This is a genomic window from Proteus myxofaciens ATCC 19692 (assembly GCF_001654855.1).
GTDB lineage: Bacteria > Pseudomonadota > Gammaproteobacteria > Enterobacterales > Enterobacteriaceae > Proteus > Proteus myxofaciens.
This window is the reverse complement of sequence record NZ_LXEN01000109.1, coordinates 23788-42680: the sequence shown is the minus strand read 5'-3', so window position 1 is coordinate 42680 and position 18893 is coordinate 23788. Positions and strand designations below refer to the sequence as shown.

The window sequence follows — 18893 nt, the reverse complement described above, 5'->3', positions numbered from 1 at the left end:
CGGTGTTATTGTTGGTGCTATTTCTCTAGTATTTGGTACGCTACTTGATTATTTAGCACTGAAAAAGACAGAATATTAATAGCTTATTTCTTAAGAAGAACACTTATTTAACACTATAAACTACGCAATAAAAAATCCCATGTAATGACATGGGATTTTTTATTTGCTGACTTATTTTATCAAGTTTATCAATGATTAAAGTAAATGCAGATTATCTAAATAGTCTCACTTTCACTGATTTGCCTTTAATTTTACCTTGTTGCAATTGTTTCAAAGCCTGTTTAGCAATAGATTGTTTAACAGCGACATAAGCATGGGTTTGGTTAATCAGAATTTTACCAATATCAGCTCCATTTAATCCCATATCGCCAGTCAATGCGCCTAGAATATCACCAGGACGCATTTTGGCTTTCTTGCCGCCATCAATACAAAGGGTTGCCATAGTGGCTTCTAGTGGGATAATTGTTAATCCAGTAGGTACTGGTAACCAATTTAATTTGATATTAAGCATTTCTTCTAACGCATTTGCGCGTTGAATTTCTTCTGGTGCGCAAAAGCTAATTGCTAACCCACTTTCTCCCGCTCTTGCTGTACGACCTATGCGGTGAACATGAACCTCAGGATCCCATGATAATTCATAGTTAATGACCATTTCTAACGCTTTAATATCTAACCCACGCGCAGCAACATCAGTGGCAACTAATACACGACAACTTCCGTTAGCAAACCGAATAAGCGTTTGATCTCTTTCTCGCTGTTCCATATCGCCATGTAATGCGAGTACACTTTGCTTACTTTCAGTCAATGCTTCATAAACATCTTGGCAATCTCTTTTTGTATTACAAAAAACAACGCATGACGCAGGTTGCTCACGACTTAACAGCTTTTGTAATAAGCCCATTTTTCCATAACGCGAAATTTCATAAAATTGTTGTTCTACCGCAGGTAGTTCATCAACCGTATCGGTTTCAATAGCAATAGGATTTTTTTGAATTTGACGACTTATTTTTGCAATTTCATTAGGCCAAGTTGCTGAGAATAAAAGTGTTTGACGTTCTGTTGGCATACGAGAAATGATGTCATTGATATCATCAAAAAAGCCCATATCAAGCATTCTATCTGCTTCATCAAGAACGAGTGTTTTCACATCATCTAATGTGACAGTTTCTTTTTTAAGGTGATCTAGCAATCTACCCGGTGTCGCAACAATAATATGTGCAGCATGGATAAGAGAATCACGCTGAATGCTAAAAGGAATCCCACCACAAAGTGTTAATACCTTAATATTGGGTAGATAACGAGCAAGGCGACGTAATTCATTCGCGACCTGATCAGCAAGCTCTCTTGTTGGACACAATATTAAAGATTGCGTATTAAATTGTTTCGCATCGATATGTTGCAACAATCCTAATCCGAAAGCTGCTGTTTTGCCACTTCCTGTTTTTGCCTGAGCTCGAACATCTTTTCCTTCAAGAATAGCAGGCAGTGCAGCTTCTTGAATTGGAGTCATAGTTAAATAGCCTAATTCATTAAGATTAGCCAGTTGTTCAGCAGGAAGCGCATTAAGTTCAGCAAATGAAGTCACAATAAAAATTCCAAATAAAGGGTAAAGTGAAAAACAAAATTCCTGCCATGATACTACCCCTTAATGGTGGTGTCGTGAGGTATTTTTCTTGCCAACAATCCGCAATAACACAAAACATCTTTTTCCATTATTTTTATTGAAGAAAATACATCTTATTCAATAAAAAAATACCATAACTTATAAAAACTATAAAAAGAAACTAAACAATACTAAAATTCCGATATTCTAAATTCGGATCAAAATTCTAGAAATTGATCATAAATTCAATATAATTAACTACAATGACTGTTTAAATAAACTATAATTTTAAACAAGTAATAAAACTTAATTTATGTTCTTTTATAATCAATCACTAAACTTAAAGATACTTTATGGTCAAGAAAACTGCTCTTCTCTTCATTGCCAGTACATTTGCCTTATCAGCCCATGCAGATTACTTAGGCGGATTTGCTAATACCAGCATCAACTACCTTGATTGGACCTCTCACACAACGCATAAATCAGGAAACTCATCCCATAAAGATGACTTCGCCTATCTAGAGCTTGAAGGTGGTGCTAATTTTTCATGGGGTGAGTTTTATGGCTTTTTTGATTTAGAAAATCCCTTTAATCGTAGAAAAACAGAACCTGGACATAATCAGCGCTATACACTTAAAACAACGACTCGCATTTATTTAGCAGAAAGTGGTTTTAACCTTTATGGACATGTTTATGGCACATGGTCACTGCCATCGAAAGAATATGGTGGCAATTTTCATGAGGTAAATACGCTTTATGGTATTGGCTATAACACATTTTTCCAAAATTTATGGTTTAAACCCTTTGTCGCGCTTCATTATGTTGACCAAACTTTTTATTCAGGAAATAACGGTTATGTTGTTGGCTGGGTTGCAGGATATGATTTTAATGTTAAAAATCAAAAGTTTAGCATAACAAACTGGCACGAAATGGAATTCGATCGTGATAAAAACTATGGCAATGGTGGCCGTAATGGGATAAATGGTGCTATCGCATTTTGGTGGCATGCAACCGACTCAATCACGACTGGAGTTCAGTACCGCTACGCCCACAATAAATTAGGAGAAGATTTCTTACAGGATGGTGTTGTATATAGCTTGAAATATAACTTTTGATGAAAAATTGTTAATTTTTATTCCTGTGAATACCTTTTTATTCACAGGAAGTGTTTTTAAAGACTTAGTAAAAAAACTGATTTTTAAGCCTAAAAAATCAAAAAAAGAATAACAAATAATGATAATGATTATTTAATCTTAAATTTCATATATTAAAATTTGCCATAATGAATATCTATGCTATTAATTACTAACATTCACTCAATTATTTAAAAGGAAACCAAACACATTTTCTTACATATTCATAACAGTTTTGTTCGTAAAATCATGTATTTATTTTATAAACATGCTAATTTATGAAAGTATAGTTAATACCCACAGGTTAAATTAACATTTATATAATAATTTAATTACTTGTGATCACATTAACACAAAACACCAACCAACCACTTACTTACCATTACAATTGTTTACACTGTCGCAACCTTACCGTAAAATGCCCTTACTGATACTGATGAAACAACAATAGAACCTTTGTCATTTGGGTCGTTGGATGAGACTTATGAAATACATAAAAAGTATTGGGACATTATCGCTATTAGCAGCGGCTCTATTATTGAGCGGTTGCGATATGGCATTGATGAATCCCAAGGGCGCTATCGGCGCTGAGCAAAAAACATTAATCCTAATAGCGCTTGGTTTAATGTTGATTGTTGTGATACCGGTAATACTAATGGTGATCGTTTTCGCCTATCGTTACCGCCAATCCAATACTAAAGCCACTTACCGCCCTAATTGGGCTCACTCTAATAAAATTGAACTTGTCGTTTGGACTGTACCAATTATTATTATCGTGATTTTGGCAAGCATCACATGGAAAACAACCCATGAGCTTGATCCTTACAAACCACTTGTATCAACAGAAAAACCAGTCACCATTGAAGTTATCTCAATGGATTGGAAATGGTTATTCGTCTACCCAGAACAAGGCATTGCAACAGTTAACGAACTGGCATTCCCTAGCAATGTTCCTGTGAATTTCAAAATCACATCTGACTCTGTTATGAACTCATTCTTTATCCCTCGTTTAGGTGGTCAAATCTATGCGATGGCAGGAATGCAAACCAAACTGCATCTTATTGCAAATGAACCAGGTGAATATCCAGGTATGTCAGCGAGTTATAGCGGACATGGCTTCTCTGATATGAAATTTACAGCAATAGCTACACCTGATCGTGCTAGTTTCGATGCATGGGTTGAGAAAGTTAAGCAGTCATCAGATACGCTAGACACTATGGCCGCTTTCGATGAACTGGCTAAACCAAGCCAGAAAAACCCAGTGGCATATTACTCAAGTGTGAAACCAAAATTATTCCAAGAAGTCATTTCTAAATTTGGTCATACAGGCCACGGTGCTCACACAAGCGCTAATCATACTGCAAATCCTGATGCAGAAATGAATATGAACATGGGCCACGCGGCACATGCAGGAGCAGAGGAATAAGGCATGTTCGGAAAATTAACTCTTGACGCAGTCCCACTACACGAACCTATTATTGTATTTACTTTACTAGGTATTGTTATTGGTGGGCTTGCTGTTGTTGGCTTATTAACTTATTTCCGTAAATGGAAGTGGTTATGGAGCGAATGGTTGACTTCTGTTGACCATAAAAAAATTGGTATTATGTATATTGTCGTTGCAATGGTCATGATGTTACGTGGCTTTGCAGATGCGATTATGATGAGAAGCCAACAAGCTTTAGCCTCTGCGGGTGAAGCCGGTTTCTTACCGCCTCATCACTATGATCAGATTTTTACTGCACATGGCGTTATCATGATTTTCTTCATGGCAACGCCTTTCGTTGTGGGTCTGATGAACCTCGTTGTACCACTACAAATTGGTGCACGTGATGTGGCATTCCCATTCCTAAACTCACTGAGCTTCTGGTTCTTCGTTGTCGGTGTTGTTCTTATCAACCTTTCTTTAGGTGTGGGTGAATTCGCACAAACAGGTTGGTTAGCATATCCACCGCTTTCAGGATTGGAGTATAACCCAGGTGTCGGGGTCGATTATTGGATATGGAGTTTACAGATATCCGGTATCGGTACACTATTAACGGGTGTGAACTTCTTCGCTACTATCTTACGTATGCGTGCACCTGGTATGAGCATGATGAAAATGCCGGTGTTCTCATGGGCTGCGTTATGTACTAACGTATTGATTATTGCTGCATTCCCAATCTTAACCGTGACGATTACACTTCTAACGCTAGACCGCTATCTTGGTACGCACTTCTTTACCAATGATATGGGCGGTAACATGATGATGTATATCAACCTTGTTTGGGCTTGGGGTCACCCAGAAGTTTATATTCTTGTCCTTCCTGTGTTTGGTGTCTTCTCTGAAGTGACAGCGACCTTCTCCAAAAAACGGCTATTTGGTTATACCTCATTAGTCGGTGCAACCGTTGTTATTACCGTATTGTCATTTATTGTTTGGTTACACCACTTCTTTACCATGGGGTCTGGCGCGAACGTCAACGCCTTCTTTGGTATCGCTACAATGATAATCGCTGTACCGACAGGAGTTAAAATATTTAACTGGCTGTTTACGATGTATCAAGGTCGTATCGAATATAAAAGCCCGATGTTATGGACTATCGGTTTCCTTATCACCTTCTCAGTTGGTGGTATGACGGGTGTTCTGCTTGCCGTTCCTGGTGCAAACTTTGTTTTACATAACAGCTTATTCTTAATTGCTCACTTCCATAACGTTATTATCGGTGGTGTGGTATTTGGATGTTTCGCTGGTATGACATATTGGTTCCCTAAAGCATTTGGTTTCACACTTAATGAGAAATGGGGTATCCGTGCATTCTGGTTCTGGTTTATCGGTTTCTTCATGGCGTTTATGCCTCTGTATATTCTTGGCTTTATGGGTATGACTCGTCGTTTAAGCCAAAATATCAACCCTGAGTTCCATCTCATGCTGATGGTTGCTGCGGGTGGTGCTGCATTAATCGCACTCGGTATTCTTTGCCAAGTTATTCAAGTCTACGTCAGTATCCGCGATCGTCACCAAAACCGTGATTTAACAGGTGACCCATGGGGTGGTCGTACGCTTGAATGGTCTATTTCATCACCAGCACCTTTCTATAACTTTGCTACAGAGCCACACGTACAAACTCGTGATGAGTGGTGGGATCAGAAAGAAAAAGGCACTGCTTATCAGCGCCCAGCTAAATATGAACCAATCCATATGCCTAAAAATACTAGCGCAGGTGTGATTATTTCAGCATTCAGCTTAATCTTTGGTTTTGCCATGATCTGGCATATCTGGTGGTTAGCTATCGTTGGCTTCGCAGGCATGATTGTGACTTGGATTGTAAAAAGCTTCGATACCGATGTTGATTACTATGTACAAGTTCCAGAAATTGAAGCTATCGAGAATAAGCATTATGAAGAACTGAAAAAAGCAGGTGTGAAATAATGTCTACTCAAACTTTACATAACACAAACGCCCATGAGGATCATGGGCATCACGATGCAGGGGCGACGAAAGTATTCGGCTTCTGGATCTACCTAATGAGCGACCTTATTCTGTTTGCAAGCTTATTCGCAACCTATGCCGTACTGGTTAACGGAACAGCGGGTGGCCCATCAGGTAAAGATATCTTTAATCTCTCTTTTGTTTTAGTTGAAACTTTCTTACTACTATTTAGTAGTATCACTTTTGGCTTTGCCATGCTTAGCATGAATAAAGGAAGTGTTGCTAAAGTTAACCTTTGGCTATTTGTTACTTTCTTATTCGGATTAGGCTTTGTCATCATGGAAGTCTACGAATTCCATGAATTAATCTCTGAAGGTTATGGCCCAGATCGTAGTGGTTTCTTATCTGCGTTCTTCGCTTTAGTTTCAACACACGGACTTCACGTTACTGCAGGCTTAATTTGGATTGTGATTATGATGATCCAAGTTTCTCGTCGTGGCTTAACTGAAGTCAACCGTACTCGCTTAAGTTGCTTAAGCCTATTCTGGCACTTCCTTGATGTTGTTTGGATCTGTGTCTTCACTGTCGTTTATCTGATGGGGGCTATGTAATGAGTCATTCAAATACCTCTCCTTCAGGCGCAAGCCACGGTAGTATGAAGTCTTACCTTATTGGCTTCATTCTGTCTGTTATCCTTACCGTTATTCCGTTTTGGATGGTAATGGAAGGAACAGCTACACCATCAACAATTCTGTGGACTGTTGTCGCTATGGCAGTTGTACAAATTGTTGTTCACTTAGTTTGTTTCTTACATATGAACACATCATCAGAAGAGCGTTGGAATGTCGTCGCATTTCTGTTCACATTGCTTATTATTGGTATTGTCGTAATAGGCTCACTGTGGATTATGTACAATCTGAACATCAATATGATGATGGATTAAGAGTTGTTACTATGATTAAGCAATACCTACAAGTCACCAAACCAGGAATTATCTTCGGAAATTTAATTTCTGTGATAGGTGGTTTCCTTCTCGCCTCAAAAGGCGAGATTGACTACCCCCTATTTTTCGCGACTCTACTTGGTGTGTCTCTGGTCGTTGCTTCTGGTTGTGTTTTTAACAACTATATTGACCGTGATATCGACCGAATCATGGAAAGAACGAAGAATCGTCCATTAGTTAAAGGATTAATCAATCCCACAGCTAGTCTGATTTATGCCTCAGTATTAGGTATTGCGGGTGTTGTGCTGCTCTATGTAGCAGCCAACCCTCTGGCAATGTCTATCGCTGTTTTCGGCTTTATTATTTATGTTGGGGTTTATAGCCTCTACATGAAACGTAAATCTGTTTATGGCACATTAATCGGTAGCTTATCTGGCTCTGCACCACCTGTTATTGGTTACTGTGCTGTCAGTGGTGAGTTTGATGCAGGTGCAGTTATCCTATTACTGATCTTTAGTTTATGGCAAATGCCTCACTCTTATGCCATTGCTATTTTCCGTTTTAAAGACTATCAAGCTGCAAATATCCCTGTTTTACCTGTTATTAAAGGTATCTCTGTCGCTAAACGCCATATTATTCTTTATATTTTGGCCTTTATGATTGCGACCTTAATGCTAACTCTCGTTGGCTATGCAGGTTATAAATATCTGATTGTTGCATCAGCTGTCAGTATATGGTGGTTAGGCATGGCTTTATCGGGTTATAAAGCAACCAATGATAAAGTATGGGCAAGAAAATTATTTATTTTCTCAATTGTCGCCATCACATCATTAAGCGTTATGATGTCTGTTGATCCAACTAGTTCAACGGAAACGGTTCTTGCTTATTTAAGATAAGACAAATTCAGTCATAACAGCAGAAAACAAAAAAGCCAGTCATATTGTGACTGGCTTTTTTATTTGCGATTGCCTTTCAAGGTGATATCAGTACAATTTTGTCCTTTTTTTATGCCATTTATTGATTAACCTCACGGAAAAATGCCATTACAATGAGGGCATCAGTAATATGAGGTAATCCATGAATGATAATAAAATGACCCCTCTCGAGCGAAAAGCAACTTGGGGACTTGGCACAGTTTTCTCTCTTCGCATGCTTGGCATGTTTATGGTACTTCCTGTCATTACCACTTACGGCCTTCAATTACAGTATGCTACTGAGTCACTGATTGGATTAGCAATTGGTATTTATGGGTTAACACAAGCAATATTTCAAATTCCATTTGGTTTCTTCTCTGATAAATTTGGCAGAAAACCAATGATTATATTTGGGCTAATCATTTTTATCATTGGCAGTATTATTGCGGCATTAAGCACTAATATTTATGGTGTAATTATTGGTCGCGCATTACAAGGGGCAGGTGCGATATCAGCGGCAGTTATGGCATTATTATCTGACTTAACTCGAGAACAAAATCGCACTAAAGCGATGGCATTTATTGGTATTAGCTTTGGAATAACATTTGCTCTCGCACTCGTATTAGGGCCTGTATTAACACATATCTTTGGTTTGAATGGTTTATTCTGGGGAATTGCCCTACTCGCTTTTGGTGGTATTATTATTACGCTATTCACAGTACCTAATAGTGAAAACCATATTGTTAATCGCGAATCAGGATTTGTCCGTGGTAGTGTCAAAAAAGTCTTATTTGATTCACAACTTCTTAAATTAAATTTCGGTATTTTTTCACTACATACATTATTAATGTCAGCATTTGTTGCCCTTCCTCTTGTTATGAGTAACGCAGGTTTATCACCAGAAAAACATTGGATTGTTTATCTTATTACCATGCTTATTGCCTTTATTACTGTGCTTCCTTTTATTATTTATGCTGAAAAACAGCGAAAAATGAAGCAAGTGTTTCTTTTGTGTATTTTCTTTTTAATTATTGCTCAAGCGATTTTAATCAGTGCAGATGCAACACTATGGTTAATTATTGCTGGTATTCAGGTTTTCTTTATTGGGTTTAATATTATGGAGGCTTTATTGCCTTCACTTATCAGTAAAGAAGCACCAGCGGGTTATAAAGGAACAGCAATGGGAATTTATTCCACCAGCCAATTTCTTGGTGTGGCATTAGGTGGGATATTAGGAGGTTGGCTTTACCAGCATTATGACGCTCAAACCGTATTTGGTGGATGTCTATTTATTGGCTTTATTTGGTTTATTGTGAGTTTAACCTTACGCCAACCGCCTTATGTCAGTAGTTTACGTATTGAGTTGCCTAAAAGCTTATCGTTAGCTCAACAAGATAAACTCAAGCATATATTTAAACAACAACCAGGCGTAAATGAAGCCGTAATAATTGCAGATGAGCAAAGTGCTTATATTAAAGTAGATACTAAGCTGACAACAAGAAAAACATTAGAGTCACTAGTCACTACGCTATAAGTAGATAATTCTAAAAATGCGCTAATAACGAATTCTCAGTTATAGCGCATTTTCATTACTGATTAATATTAATCGCGGAAATTGTTAAATTGGAAAGGCTGACCTAATTCACCTTCTCTCACCAATTTCATCACCGCTTGTAAATCATCACGAGATTTACCTGTCACTCGCACTTGTTCACCTTGAATTTGTGCTTGTACTTTAAGTTTGCTATCTTTAATTAATTTCACAATTTTCTTAGCAAGTGGAGTATCAATTCCCTGCTTTAGCGTTGCTTCCACGCTATACATTTTTCCACTATGAGTCATCTCTTCAGGGATATTTAAAACTGCACCATCAATCCCTCGTTTTGCCATTTTCTCACGCAGAATATCTAACAACTGTTGTACCTGAAAGTCTGACTCACTGGTTGCTTTAACGGATTCTGCTTTTTCATTTAATTCAAAGCTTGCTTCAACATTACGAAAATCCCAACGAGTCGTCAGTTCACGTTGTGCATTTTCAACTGCATTACGCACTTCATGTAAGTCAACTTCAGATACGATATCAAAAGATGGCATTCTTTCTTCCTCAATAAATAAAAACAATATAAATGATAGCTGTTTTTAGCATTGCAAAAAAGTATTGCGCACTGAATATCAAATTAATACTGAATACAAGAAAGAAACGTATTAAACAACATGTAAAAATCAATGTTATAATTTAAACGTCATAGTGAATAAACCTGTTTAGGTTGATACAAAAGAAGAGACAGGATGAAAATTACCGTATTAGGATGTGGTGCTATAGGTAAACTGTGGATTGCAGGTTTAATACAGCAATCCCATGATGTACAAGGATGGTTAAGAATTCCTCAACCTTTTCTAGACGTAAACGTTGATTCGGTTAATCATAGCCCTTTTCAGCTGCGTATTTTATCAAATCAAAAAGAATGGCTATCAGAAAGCGAACTCCTTATTGTTTGCTTAAAATCTTGGCAAGTTTCAGATGCCGTGAATGCACTTATTCCTTTTCTTCGGGCACAATGTCCGATTCTACTTATTCACAATGGTATGGGTACAATTGATGAATTAGCAGTATCAGAAAGTACAAAAGGAAGGCCTTTTTTACAAGGTATTACGACTCATGGTGCTTATCAACAAGGGCAAAATATTATTCATTCTGCTGAAGGTATCACGCATATTGGTCCTTTGAATGCATCCGCTCGTCAATATAGCGATTTAGCAGAGGTATTGCATAACGCGCTTCCTGATGTTGCTTGGCATAATGATATTCATACAATAAGCTGGTTAAAACTAGCCGTTAATTGCGTTATTAATCCGCTAACGGTTTTTTATCAGTGTCGTAATGGTGAACTATTACAGCACTCTGAACATGTACAAGCTGTATGTGATGAGGTTTATCAAGTGATGGAACGTGAAGGTGTAATACCTACATCTCAATCTCATCTTTATAAATATATTCTTGATACGATAGAGCTTACATCAAATAATTATTCTTCAATGTACCAAGATGTCAAATATCAGCGCCATACTGAGATTGATTATATTACTGGTTATTTAATTCGTCGCGCCTCAGCACAAGGTCTTGTATTACCTGAAAATAACTATCTTTTTCAATTTATAAAACAAAAGGAAGGCAATTATGACCATATCAGCACTCATCTGCCTAGCTAATGGAAGTGAAGAAATAGAGGTTGTTACAACAGCAGATTTATTAGTAAGAGCAGGTATTAATGTTATATTTGCCAGTGCAGAAGATGATGTTGATGATCTCACCATTACCTGTTCAAGAGGTATTAAATTAATTGCTAATGCACCTTTAGTTCGCGTTGTAGATCACCATTATGATGTCATTATTTTACCTGGTGGGTTACAAGGCGCAGAAACACTAAGAAATAGTCCTTTAGTGGTTGAAAAAGTGCGTAGAATGCAAAGTGAAAATAAACTTGTTGCCGCTATTTGTGCCGCCCCTTCAATGGTACTTGAATTTCATAATATTTATCCTATTGGCAATATGACAGGTTTTCCTGCATTAAAAGATAAGATCTCACCAAAAAAATGGGTTGATTATCGTGTTTATTTTGATGAAAGAGTCAATCTAATTACAAGCCAAGGACCAGCAACAGCTGTTGATTTTGCATTAAAAATCATTGAACGCTTAAAAGGTAAAGAAGTTGCCGCTGATGTTGCTAAACAGCTTATTCTGCCTCCTGGTATTTATAATTACCAAGATGAATGGACTGGAGAACAAATTAAGTAATAAAAAGCCACTTTAAACGTGGCTTTAAATATTCATATATCACATCGTTTTTATCTTATTACTTACGATATACTTTTACGTTGTCAAAACCTTGCTCGCGTAAATAAAGCGCTTGTAAACGACTCATCATACCGCGATCGCAATAGAGCAAATAAGTTTTCTCTTTCGGCAAGTCACCAAATTGCGTACTGAGTTTATAGAAAGGCACTTCTTTAACTTGCACACCTTCTAATGCCAGTGGCGAAGTTTCTTGCTCTTCAGGTGAACGAATATCTAAAATAACGTCGTTATCACCAAATTCAGAGACCATTTCAACTTCAGTCACCTGTTGAACTGTTTCTTCAGCAATACGACGAATATCCATATTTTTGGCATTTTCGACAACATGCTCAAGAATAGAGAAGTCAAATTTCTCTTCTTCTGCTTCAATTTTCGCTTTAACGGCTTTTACTGTTGGACTTTTTGAAATAACACCACAGAATTCAGGCATAGTGCGTGCAAAATCTTCAGTTCCTATTTGGCGAGCGATATTAATGATGTTTTCTTTATCATGCGTAATTAAAGGACGTAAGATTAATGTATCTGTCGCATTATCAATAAGACGTAAGTTAGTTAATGTCTGGCTTGAAACTTGGCCTAAGGCTTCACCGGTTACGATGGCTTGCACGCCATAACGCTCAGCAACTTTAGAGGCTGCTCGTACCATCATACGTTTTAGTACGACACCCATTTGACCATCTTCAACTTTTTCTAAAATTTCAGCGACCACGGGTTCAAAATCAACCGCCACAAAATGCACTTTATGAGAACGACCAAAGCGGTTCCATAAATAATGAGCAACTTGTTTCACACCAATTTCGTGAGCTGAGCCACCTAAATTAAAGAAGCAGTAGTGAACACGACTACCACGACGCATCAACATGTAGCTTGAAACACCAGAATCATAACCACCAGAAATCAGCGATAATACATCTTCTTGTGTGCCAATAGGAAAACCGCCAATGCCTTCATATCTTGCATTGACTAAAATCAGTTTGTCATCTTCAATTTCTAAATTAATTGTCACATCAGGACGCGTTAATTTAACTTTGGCACTTTCAACGTGTTGGTTAAAACCGCCACCAACATAACGTTCAACTTCATTAGAGGTAAAGCTGTGTTTACCACGACGTTTGGCGCGTACACAAAATGTTTTGTTTTCGACCAAATGGCTAAATGCCGCAAATGTCTGCTCAAAAATATTATGTAAATCGGTATAGCTGTGTTCTTCTACTTGTAAAAAGTGATGGATACCAGGAATACGTGTTAATGCATCGCAAACATCCGCGCTTTTGCTTTCATCTTTACTGACAACAATAATGTTATCCCAATTGCGGACAACGGTAATATCATCACCAACGGTTTTTAGTACATTGCGGATATTACTCGTTAGAATTTTGATAAAGCGAATACGCACTGATTGGCTTTTGATAGTGATTTCGGGGAATAATTTAATGATAAACTTCATAGTCAATGGTCATAGGTTATTAAGTAAAGACATAAACTACAGTGATGTTGATTGACTGGAGTTTATAAAAGTCACAGAGTATAACACCAATATTTGGGGCTCACCCGCAAAAATCACAGACTGAATAATAAAATTTTTCATCAATTGTAGTAAGATGGTGACTATTATTCAGCAGCAACATGCTTTATTATCAAAAATATTATGGCTAAGAAAACGACATCAATTAACAAAGACACCACAAAAACGCCAAGTTTCGAAGCATCTATGCAAGAACTTGAGCAAATCGTCAATCGCTTAGAATCAGGTGAACTACCTCTAGAAGAAGCGTTAAATGAGTTTGAACATGGCGTTCGTCTAGCCCGTGTTGGACAAAAAACGTTACAAGAGGCAGAACAACGCGTCCGCATTTTATTAAAAGATGATGACGATGCTACTCCTGATGAATTTATTCAAGAGGCTGAATAATTGAGTAATGCTACTGCAAATACGGATGCGTTCCGTCAAAAATTAGGCTCAGCTCATCAACGTGTTGATAAGGCATTAGATCAAGCATTACTTGCACTTCCTTTTATTGATATGCCTTTAGGCCGTGCTATGCATTATGGTGCATTATTAGGCGGTAAGCGCTTACGCCCTTTCCTTGTCTATACTGTCGGTGAAATGTTTAATATTCCCGCACTTAATCTCGATGTCCCTGCGGCGGCAGTTGAATGTATTCATGCTTATTCGCTAATCCATGATGATTTACCTGCTATGGATAACGATGATTTACGCAGAGGACAACCAACATGTCATATCGAGTTTGGTGAAGCTAACGCTATTTTGGCAGGTGATGCATTACAAACATTAGCGTTTGAAATTTTAGCAAAAAAATCAATGCCAGATGTGGCGATGGCAGATCGTGTTGCAATGATTGCTGAATTAGCAACAGCAAGTGGTCTTTCTGGAATGTGTGGCGGTCAAGCACTTGATCTTGAAGCAGAAGATAAATCCATCAGCCTTGCCTCTCTTGAAAAAATCCATTTACATAAAACAGGTGCATTAATTCGTGCAGCTGTTCGACTTGGCGCTTACAGTGCCGGTCAAAAAGGCCGTGATGTTCTTCCTGCATTAGATAAATATGCATATTCCATTGGCCTTGCATTCCAAGTACAAGATGACATTTTAGATGTTATTGGCACAACAGAAGAAACAGGGAAACGTCAAGGTAGTGACCAGCAATCAGGAAAAAGCACTTATCCTGCCCTACTTGGACTCGCGCAAGCTCAAAAGAAAGCGCAAGAATTGTATAACGAAGCACTGGATGCCTTAGCGTTTATTGAACAATACGGGTACGATACCGCCATGCTAAAACAACTAGCAAATTTTATCGTCGAACGGAAAAACTAATAAAAAATAAAGAGAGTAGCTTACTGCTCTTTCCCTATTTCAAGTGATTAATTAATAGGCATCACATGAGCATTGATATCGAAAAATATCCCACATTGGCGTTGGTTGAAACTCCAGAAGATTTACGCCTTCTCCCTAAAGAGAGCTTACCCAAACTTTGCGATGAGCTAAGGCTATTTCTTCTTAACAGTGTTAGCCGCTCAAGTGGTCACTTCGCCTCAGGTTTAGGTGCTATTGAGTTAACTGTTGCACTTCACTACGTGTATAAAACACCCTTTGATAATCTAATATGGGATGTAGGTCATCAGGCTTACCCACATAAAATATTAACAGGTCGTCGTTCACGTATTGATACTATTCGTCAAAAAAATGGCTTACATCCCTTTCCTTGGCGCGATGAGAGTGAATACGACAAACTGTGTGTAGGGCACTCATCAACGTCTATCAGTGCAGGTTTAGGTATGGCAGTGGCTGCTGAGCAAGAAAACCTAGGCCGAAAAACTGTGTGTGTGATTGGTGATGGTGCAATTACCGCAGGTATGGCATTTGAAGCGATGAATCATGCTGGTGATATTGAGCCTAATATGCTGGTTGTGCTTAATGACAATGAGATGTCTATTTCAGAAAATGTAGGCGCATTAAATAATCATCTTGCACAATTACTTTCTGGCAAGCTATATACCACGATACGTGAAGGCGGAAAAAAAGTCTTTTCAGGGCTTCCTCCTATTAAAGAATTGCTGAAAAAAACAGAAGAACACATTAAAGGCATGGTCGTACCCGGTACCATGTTCGAAGAATTAGGTTTTAATTATATTGGCCCTGTTGATGGGCATGATGTTATCGCTTTAGTGCAAACACTAACAAATATGCGAGAACTTAAAGGTCCTCAACTTCTGCATATTATGACGAAAAAAGGTCGTGGATATGCTCCAGCTGAACAAGATCCTATCAGTTGGCATGCAGTACCAAAGTTTGATCCACAAACAGGTACACTACCTAAAAGTCCTAATGCACGCCCAACGTTTTCTAAAATATTTGGTGATTGGCTGTGTGAAGAAGCGGCTGATGATCCTAAATTAATGGCTATCACACCGGCAATGCGTGAAGGCTCTGGTATGGTACGTTTTTCAAAAGAATATCCTTCTCAATATTTTGATGTGGCGATAGCAGAACAACATGCTGTAACTTTTGCGGCGGGGTTAGCAATTGGTGGCTATAAACCAATTGTAGCTATTTATTCTACTTTCTTACAACGCGCTTATGACCAAGTGATCCACGATATCGCTATTCAAAAGCTTCCTGTTTTATTTGCGATAGATCGTGGTGGTATTGTTGGTGCTGATGGTCAAACACATCAGGGCGCATTTGATCTCTCATTCCTACGCTGTATTCCTAATATGGTGATTATGGCGCCTAGTGATGAAAATGAGTGTCGCCAAATGCTTCATACTGGTTATCACTATCAAGAAGGTCCTGTTGCTGTACGCTATCCTAGAGGCTCAGGTGTAGGTGCACCATTAGAATCTCTGACTCAATTACCTATTGGTAAAGGTGTTATTCGTCGTCAAGGCAAAGGTATTGCAATCTTAAACTTTGGCACATTATTACCAGAAGCCCTTGAAGTCGCAGAAAAATTAGATGCTACTGTTGCCGATATGCGCTTTATAAAGCCATTAGACCAATCACTTATTCTCACTTTAGCAAAACAGCATGACATCTTAGTCACGCTGGAAGAAAATGCGATTATGGGGGGTGCTGGTAGTGGTGTTAATGAATTATTGATGCAAGAACGTTGCTTAGTTCCTGTATTAAACCTAGGTTTACCTGATTCCTTTGTACCACAAGGTGGGCAAGAAGAAATAAGATCAGACTTAGGCTTAGATGCCTCTGGTATTGAAAATTCAATTCTTACTTATCAAGCTAAGTAACCCTTTTATTTAGCAAATTAATCTCTCCTGTATAATCAGCAGGAGAGATTATCGCAATAGCACCTTGTTTACTTTCTCCCTCTTTATGACTGTCATAGAGATCAATCTTTTGTAGAGCATCACATTTCTATGAAAACATGCTGAAAATCACATTATGTCTTATTGGAACCATTCAGCACTAATCTATTCAATCGCTTATATTTTTTCCTTACTTATTTAGCAAACGAAACGTTTCGATCACTATCACAATCTGATAAATATCATCTTGTCTTGTTGTTTTTCTTTTCTACTATAACGAGAGCGAAACGTTTCGCTAAGGAGAGAAAAATGAAAAAAGGGGTATTACTCAATAGCGCTATTTCTAACGTAATCTCACGTTTAGGACATACCGATACCATTACTATTGCCGATGCAGGATTACCTATACCTAATTCTGTAGAGCGTATCGATCTTGCACTAACGCAAGGTATTCCTGACTTTATGTCGGTATTACAAACCGTCACCCATGAGATGCAAGTTGAAGCCGTCATGCTTGCTGAAGAAATCAAAAATATAAATCCAATTCTTTTTAGTGAAATTACGACCTATTTACATTTATTAGAACAGCAACAAAAAAAACCAATTCAGATCCTATATGCCACTCATGATGAGTTCAAAAAACACCTTACTGAGAACAAAGCCGTCATCAGAACAGGTGAATGTTCTCCTTATGCCAATATCACGCTCTTTTCTGGCGTAACGTTTTGAGGAATAAAATGAAACCATTACTCGAACTTAAAGATATTGATAAATCATTTCCTGGTGTTAAAGCATTATCGGGTGCCACACTACGTATTTATCCAGCAAGAGTTATGGCATTAGTCGGCGAAAATGGTGCTGGAAAATCGACATTGATGAAGGTATTAACCGGTATCTACACAAAAGATGCGGGTGAAATTATTTATCAAGATAAAGCCTGTTCTTTTAATGGCCCTAAATCATCACAAGAAGCTGGTATTGGTATTATTCATCAAGAACTAAACCTTATTCCTGAACTAACTATTGCTGAAAATATTTTCTTAGGCCGTGAATTTACACATGCTTTTGGTGCTATTGATTGGAAAAAAATGTATGCAGAAGCAGATAAATTACTCGCACGATTAAATCTTTCCTATCGTAGCCACCGTTTAGTTTCAACGCTTTCTATTGGCGATCAGCAAATGGTCGAAATTGCAAAGGTACTGAGTTTCGGATCAAAAGTGATCATCATGGATGAACCCACTGATGCACTAACAGATACCGAAACAGCATCTTTATTTAGCGTTATTCGAGAACTAAAAGAACAAGGCTGTGGCATTGTTTATATTTCTCATCGTTTAAAAGAAATTTTTGATATTTGCGATGACGTGACTGTTTTACGAGATGGTCAATTTATTGGTGAAAAACCCGTCTCTGAGCTTGAAGAAGACACATTAATTGAAATGATGGTAGGCCGTAAATTAGAAGACCAATATCCGCGTATTCATATTCCTCAAGGTAAAACAAAGTTAAAAGTCTCCCATATTAGTGGGCATGATGTTCATGATGTCAGTTTTTCAGTCCATGAAAGTGAAATTTTAGGTATCTCTGGCTTAATGGGCGCAGGTCGTACTGAATTAATGAAAATTATCTACGGTGCATTACCCAAAACCCATGGCACCGTAGAGCTTGATGGAAAAATTTGTCATATCAAAAAACCCGCAGATGCACTTGAGCAAGGCATTGTTTATATCTCAGAAGATAGAAAGCGTGATGGCTTAGTGCTTGGTATGTCAGTAAAAGAAAATATGTCACTCACTTCACTGCGTTATTTTAGTCGTGCTATGGGAGTGCTTAATCATAAAGAAGAACGATTAACGGTCGGTGATTTTATTAAGCTCTTTAATATCAAAACGCCGTCTATGGATCAAACCATTGGCTTTTTATCAGGCGGTAATCAACAAAAAGTGGCAATTGCGAGAGGCCTAATGACTCGCCCTAAAGTCCTTATTCTTGATGAACCAACTCGGGGTGTTGATGTTGGTGCAAAAAAAGAGATTTATCAACTAATTAATAAATTTAAGCAAGAAGGATTAAGTATTATTTTAATCTCTTCTGAAATGCCCGAGGTAATAGGAATGAGTGACCGCATTTTAGTTATGCATGAAGGACATATCAGCGGGGAGTTTTTAGATAAAGATGCCACACAAGAAAATTTAATGGCAGCCGCAGTTGGTAAACAACATGGCGCACAAGTAGGAGTTTGAT

General features: G+C 38.0%; 17 protein-coding genes. 14 read left to right on the top strand and 3 right to left on the bottom strand.

What is annotated here, in order from left to right; translation table 11 throughout:
• Positions 1–211 precede the first annotated feature (211 nt).
• A complete protein-coding gene (gene dbpA / locus M983_RS11760; protein WP_066750805.1) occupies positions 212–1585 on the bottom strand; it encodes an ATP-dependent RNA helicase DbpA in 1374 nt (457 codons plus the stop codon).
• Between the two features lie 371 nt (positions 1586–1956).
• Here dbpA and M983_RS11755 point away from each other — a divergent pair, with 371 nt between their 5' ends.
• The 7 genes from M983_RS11755 to M983_RS11725 all read left to right on the top strand — a co-directional run bounded on the left by M983_RS11755 (position 1957) and on the right by M983_RS11725 (position 9539).
• Positions 1957–2718, top strand: a complete 762-nt coding sequence (locus tag M983_RS11755) for a nucleoside-specific channel-forming Tsx family protein (RefSeq protein ID WP_066750802.1) — start codon at positions 1957–1959, stop codon at positions 2716–2718.
• A gap of 493 nt (positions 2719–3211) precedes the next feature.
• The gene (gene cyoA / locus M983_RS11750) at positions 3212–4162 is read left to right on the top strand and encodes a cytochrome o ubiquinol oxidase subunit II (protein WP_066750799.1); all 951 of its coding nucleotides are present in this window, start codon (positions 3212–3214) and stop codon (positions 4160–4162) included.
• Positions 4163–4165: 3 nt separating this feature from the next.
• Positions 4166–6148: a cytochrome o ubiquinol oxidase subunit I gene (cyoB, locus tag M983_RS11745; protein WP_066750796.1), complete on the top strand. Its 1983-nt coding sequence runs from the start codon at positions 4166–4168 to the stop codon at positions 6146–6148.
• On the top strand, positions 6148–6759 hold the full coding sequence (locus M983_RS11740) for a cytochrome o ubiquinol oxidase subunit III (RefSeq protein WP_066750794.1): 612 nt from the start codon (positions 6148–6150) through the stop codon (positions 6757–6759). The genes cyoB and M983_RS11740 overlap by 1 nt, the downstream gene beginning before the upstream one ends.
• The gene (locus M983_RS11735) at positions 6759–7091 is read left to right on the top strand and encodes a cytochrome o ubiquinol oxidase subunit IV (RefSeq protein ID WP_066750792.1); all 333 of its coding nucleotides are present in this window, start codon (positions 6759–6761) and stop codon (positions 7089–7091) included. Before M983_RS11740 ends, M983_RS11735 begins: the two co-directional genes overlap by 1 nt.
• Positions 7092–7102: 11 nt before the next feature.
• Positions 7103–7987, top strand: coding sequence for a heme o synthase (cyoE, locus tag M983_RS11730; protein WP_066750790.1), 885 nt, complete (start codon positions 7103–7105; stop codon positions 7985–7987).
• 181 nt (positions 7988–8168) lie between these two features.
• Entirely contained in the window at positions 8169–9539 is a 1371-nt protein-coding gene (locus tag M983_RS11725; RefSeq protein ID WP_066750788.1) for an MFS transporter, read from the top strand.
• Positions 9540–9607: 68 nt separating this feature from the next.
• Here the strand turns inward: M983_RS11725 and M983_RS11720 are convergent, their stop codons facing one another.
• Entirely contained in the window at positions 9608–10099 is a 492-nt protein-coding gene (locus M983_RS11720) for a YajQ family cyclic di-GMP-binding protein (RefSeq protein ID WP_066750785.1), read from the bottom strand.
• 195 nt (positions 10100–10294) lie between these two features.
• On the opposite strand from M983_RS11720, the gene panE reads away from it, so the two are divergent.
• Entirely contained in the window at positions 10295–11215 is a 921-nt protein-coding gene (gene panE, locus M983_RS11715) for a 2-dehydropantoate 2-reductase (RefSeq protein WP_066750782.1), read from the top strand.
• The gene (yajL, locus tag M983_RS11710; RefSeq protein WP_066750774.1) at positions 11184–11801 is read left to right on the top strand and encodes a protein deglycase YajL; all 618 of its coding nucleotides are present in this window, start codon (positions 11184–11186) and stop codon (positions 11799–11801) included. The genes panE and yajL overlap by 32 nt, the downstream gene beginning before the upstream one ends.
• A 58-nt stretch (positions 11802–11859) precedes the next feature.
• Here the strand turns inward: yajL and thiI are convergent, their stop codons facing one another.
• Positions 11860–13308: a tRNA uracil 4-sulfurtransferase ThiI gene (gene thiI / locus M983_RS11705; RefSeq protein WP_066750772.1), complete on the bottom strand. Its 1449-nt coding sequence runs from the start codon at positions 13306–13308 to the stop codon at positions 11860–11862.
• A 201-nt stretch (positions 13309–13509) separates the two neighbouring features.
• Here thiI and xseB point away from each other — a divergent pair, with 201 nt between their 5' ends.
• The 5 genes from xseB to rbsA all read left to right on the top strand — a co-directional run bounded on the left by xseB (position 13510) and on the right by rbsA (position 18892).
• Entirely contained in the window at positions 13510–13773 is a 264-nt protein-coding gene (gene xseB, locus M983_RS11700) for an exodeoxyribonuclease VII small subunit (protein ID WP_066750770.1), read from the top strand.
• Positions 13774–14697, top strand: coding sequence for a (2E,6E)-farnesyl diphosphate synthase (gene ispA / locus M983_RS11695; RefSeq protein ID WP_066750767.1), 924 nt, complete (start codon positions 13774–13776; stop codon positions 14695–14697).
• A gap of 65 nt (positions 14698–14762) precedes the next feature.
• The gene (gene dxs / locus M983_RS11690) at positions 14763–16628 is read left to right on the top strand and encodes a 1-deoxy-D-xylulose-5-phosphate synthase (RefSeq protein WP_066750764.1); all 1866 of its coding nucleotides are present in this window, start codon (positions 14763–14765) and stop codon (positions 16626–16628) included.
• Between the two features lie 327 nt (positions 16629–16955).
• The gene (gene rbsD / locus M983_RS11685; RefSeq protein WP_066750763.1) at positions 16956–17375 is read left to right on the top strand and encodes a D-ribose pyranase; all 420 of its coding nucleotides are present in this window, start codon (positions 16956–16958) and stop codon (positions 17373–17375) included.
• 8 nt (positions 17376–17383) lie between these two features.
• Positions 17384–18892, top strand: a complete 1509-nt coding sequence (gene rbsA, locus M983_RS11680; RefSeq protein ID WP_066750760.1) for a ribose ABC transporter ATP-binding protein RbsA — start codon at positions 17384–17386, stop codon at positions 18890–18892.
• Position 18893: the final 1 nt, after the last annotated feature.

Excerpts from the sequence above, each read along its gene's own strand:
- cyoE (WP_066750790.1), top strand. The coding sequence starts at position 7,103 with ATGATTAAGCAATACCTACAAGTCACCAAACCAGGAATTATCTTCGGA.
- rbsD (WP_066750763.1), top strand. The coding sequence starts at position 16,956 with ATGAAAAAAGGGGTATTACTCAATAGCGCTATTTCTAACGTAATCTCA.
- xseB (WP_066750770.1), top strand. The coding sequence starts at position 13,510 with ATGGCTAAGAAAACGACATCAATTAACAAAGACACCACAAAAACGCCA.
- cyoA (WP_066750799.1), top strand. The coding sequence starts at position 3,212 with ATGAGACTTATGAAATACATAAAAAGTATTGGGACATTATCGCTATTA.
- rbsA (WP_066750760.1), top strand. The coding sequence starts at position 17,384 with ATGAAACCATTACTCGAACTTAAAGATATTGATAAATCATTTCCTGGT.
- dxs (WP_066750764.1), top strand. The coding sequence starts at position 14,763 with ATGAGCATTGATATCGAAAAATATCCCACATTGGCGTTGGTTGAAACT.
- M983_RS11735 (WP_066750792.1), top strand. The coding sequence starts at position 6,759 with ATGAGTCATTCAAATACCTCTCCTTCAGGCGCAAGCCACGGTAGTATG.
- yajL (WP_066750774.1), top strand. The coding sequence starts at position 11,184 with ATGACCATATCAGCACTCATCTGCCTAGCTAATGGAAGTGAAGAAATA.
- M983_RS11740 (WP_066750794.1), top strand. The coding sequence starts at position 6,148 with ATGTCTACTCAAACTTTACATAACACAAACGCCCATGAGGATCATGGG.
- thiI (WP_066750772.1), bottom strand. The coding sequence starts at position 13,308 with ATGAAGTTTATCATTAAATTATTCCCCGAAATCACTATCAAAAGCCAA.
- M983_RS11720 (WP_066750785.1), bottom strand. The coding sequence starts at position 10,099 with ATGCCATCTTTTGATATCGTATCTGAAGTTGACTTACATGAAGTGCGT.
- panE (WP_066750782.1), top strand. The coding sequence starts at position 10,295 with ATGAAAATTACCGTATTAGGATGTGGTGCTATAGGTAAACTGTGGATT.
- M983_RS11755 (WP_066750802.1), top strand. The coding sequence starts at position 1,957 with ATGGTCAAGAAAACTGCTCTTCTCTTCATTGCCAGTACATTTGCCTTA.
- cyoB (WP_066750796.1), top strand. The coding sequence starts at position 4,166 with ATGTTCGGAAAATTAACTCTTGACGCAGTCCCACTACACGAACCTATT.
- M983_RS11725 (WP_066750788.1), top strand. The coding sequence starts at position 8,169 with ATGAATGATAATAAAATGACCCCTCTCGAGCGAAAAGCAACTTGGGGA.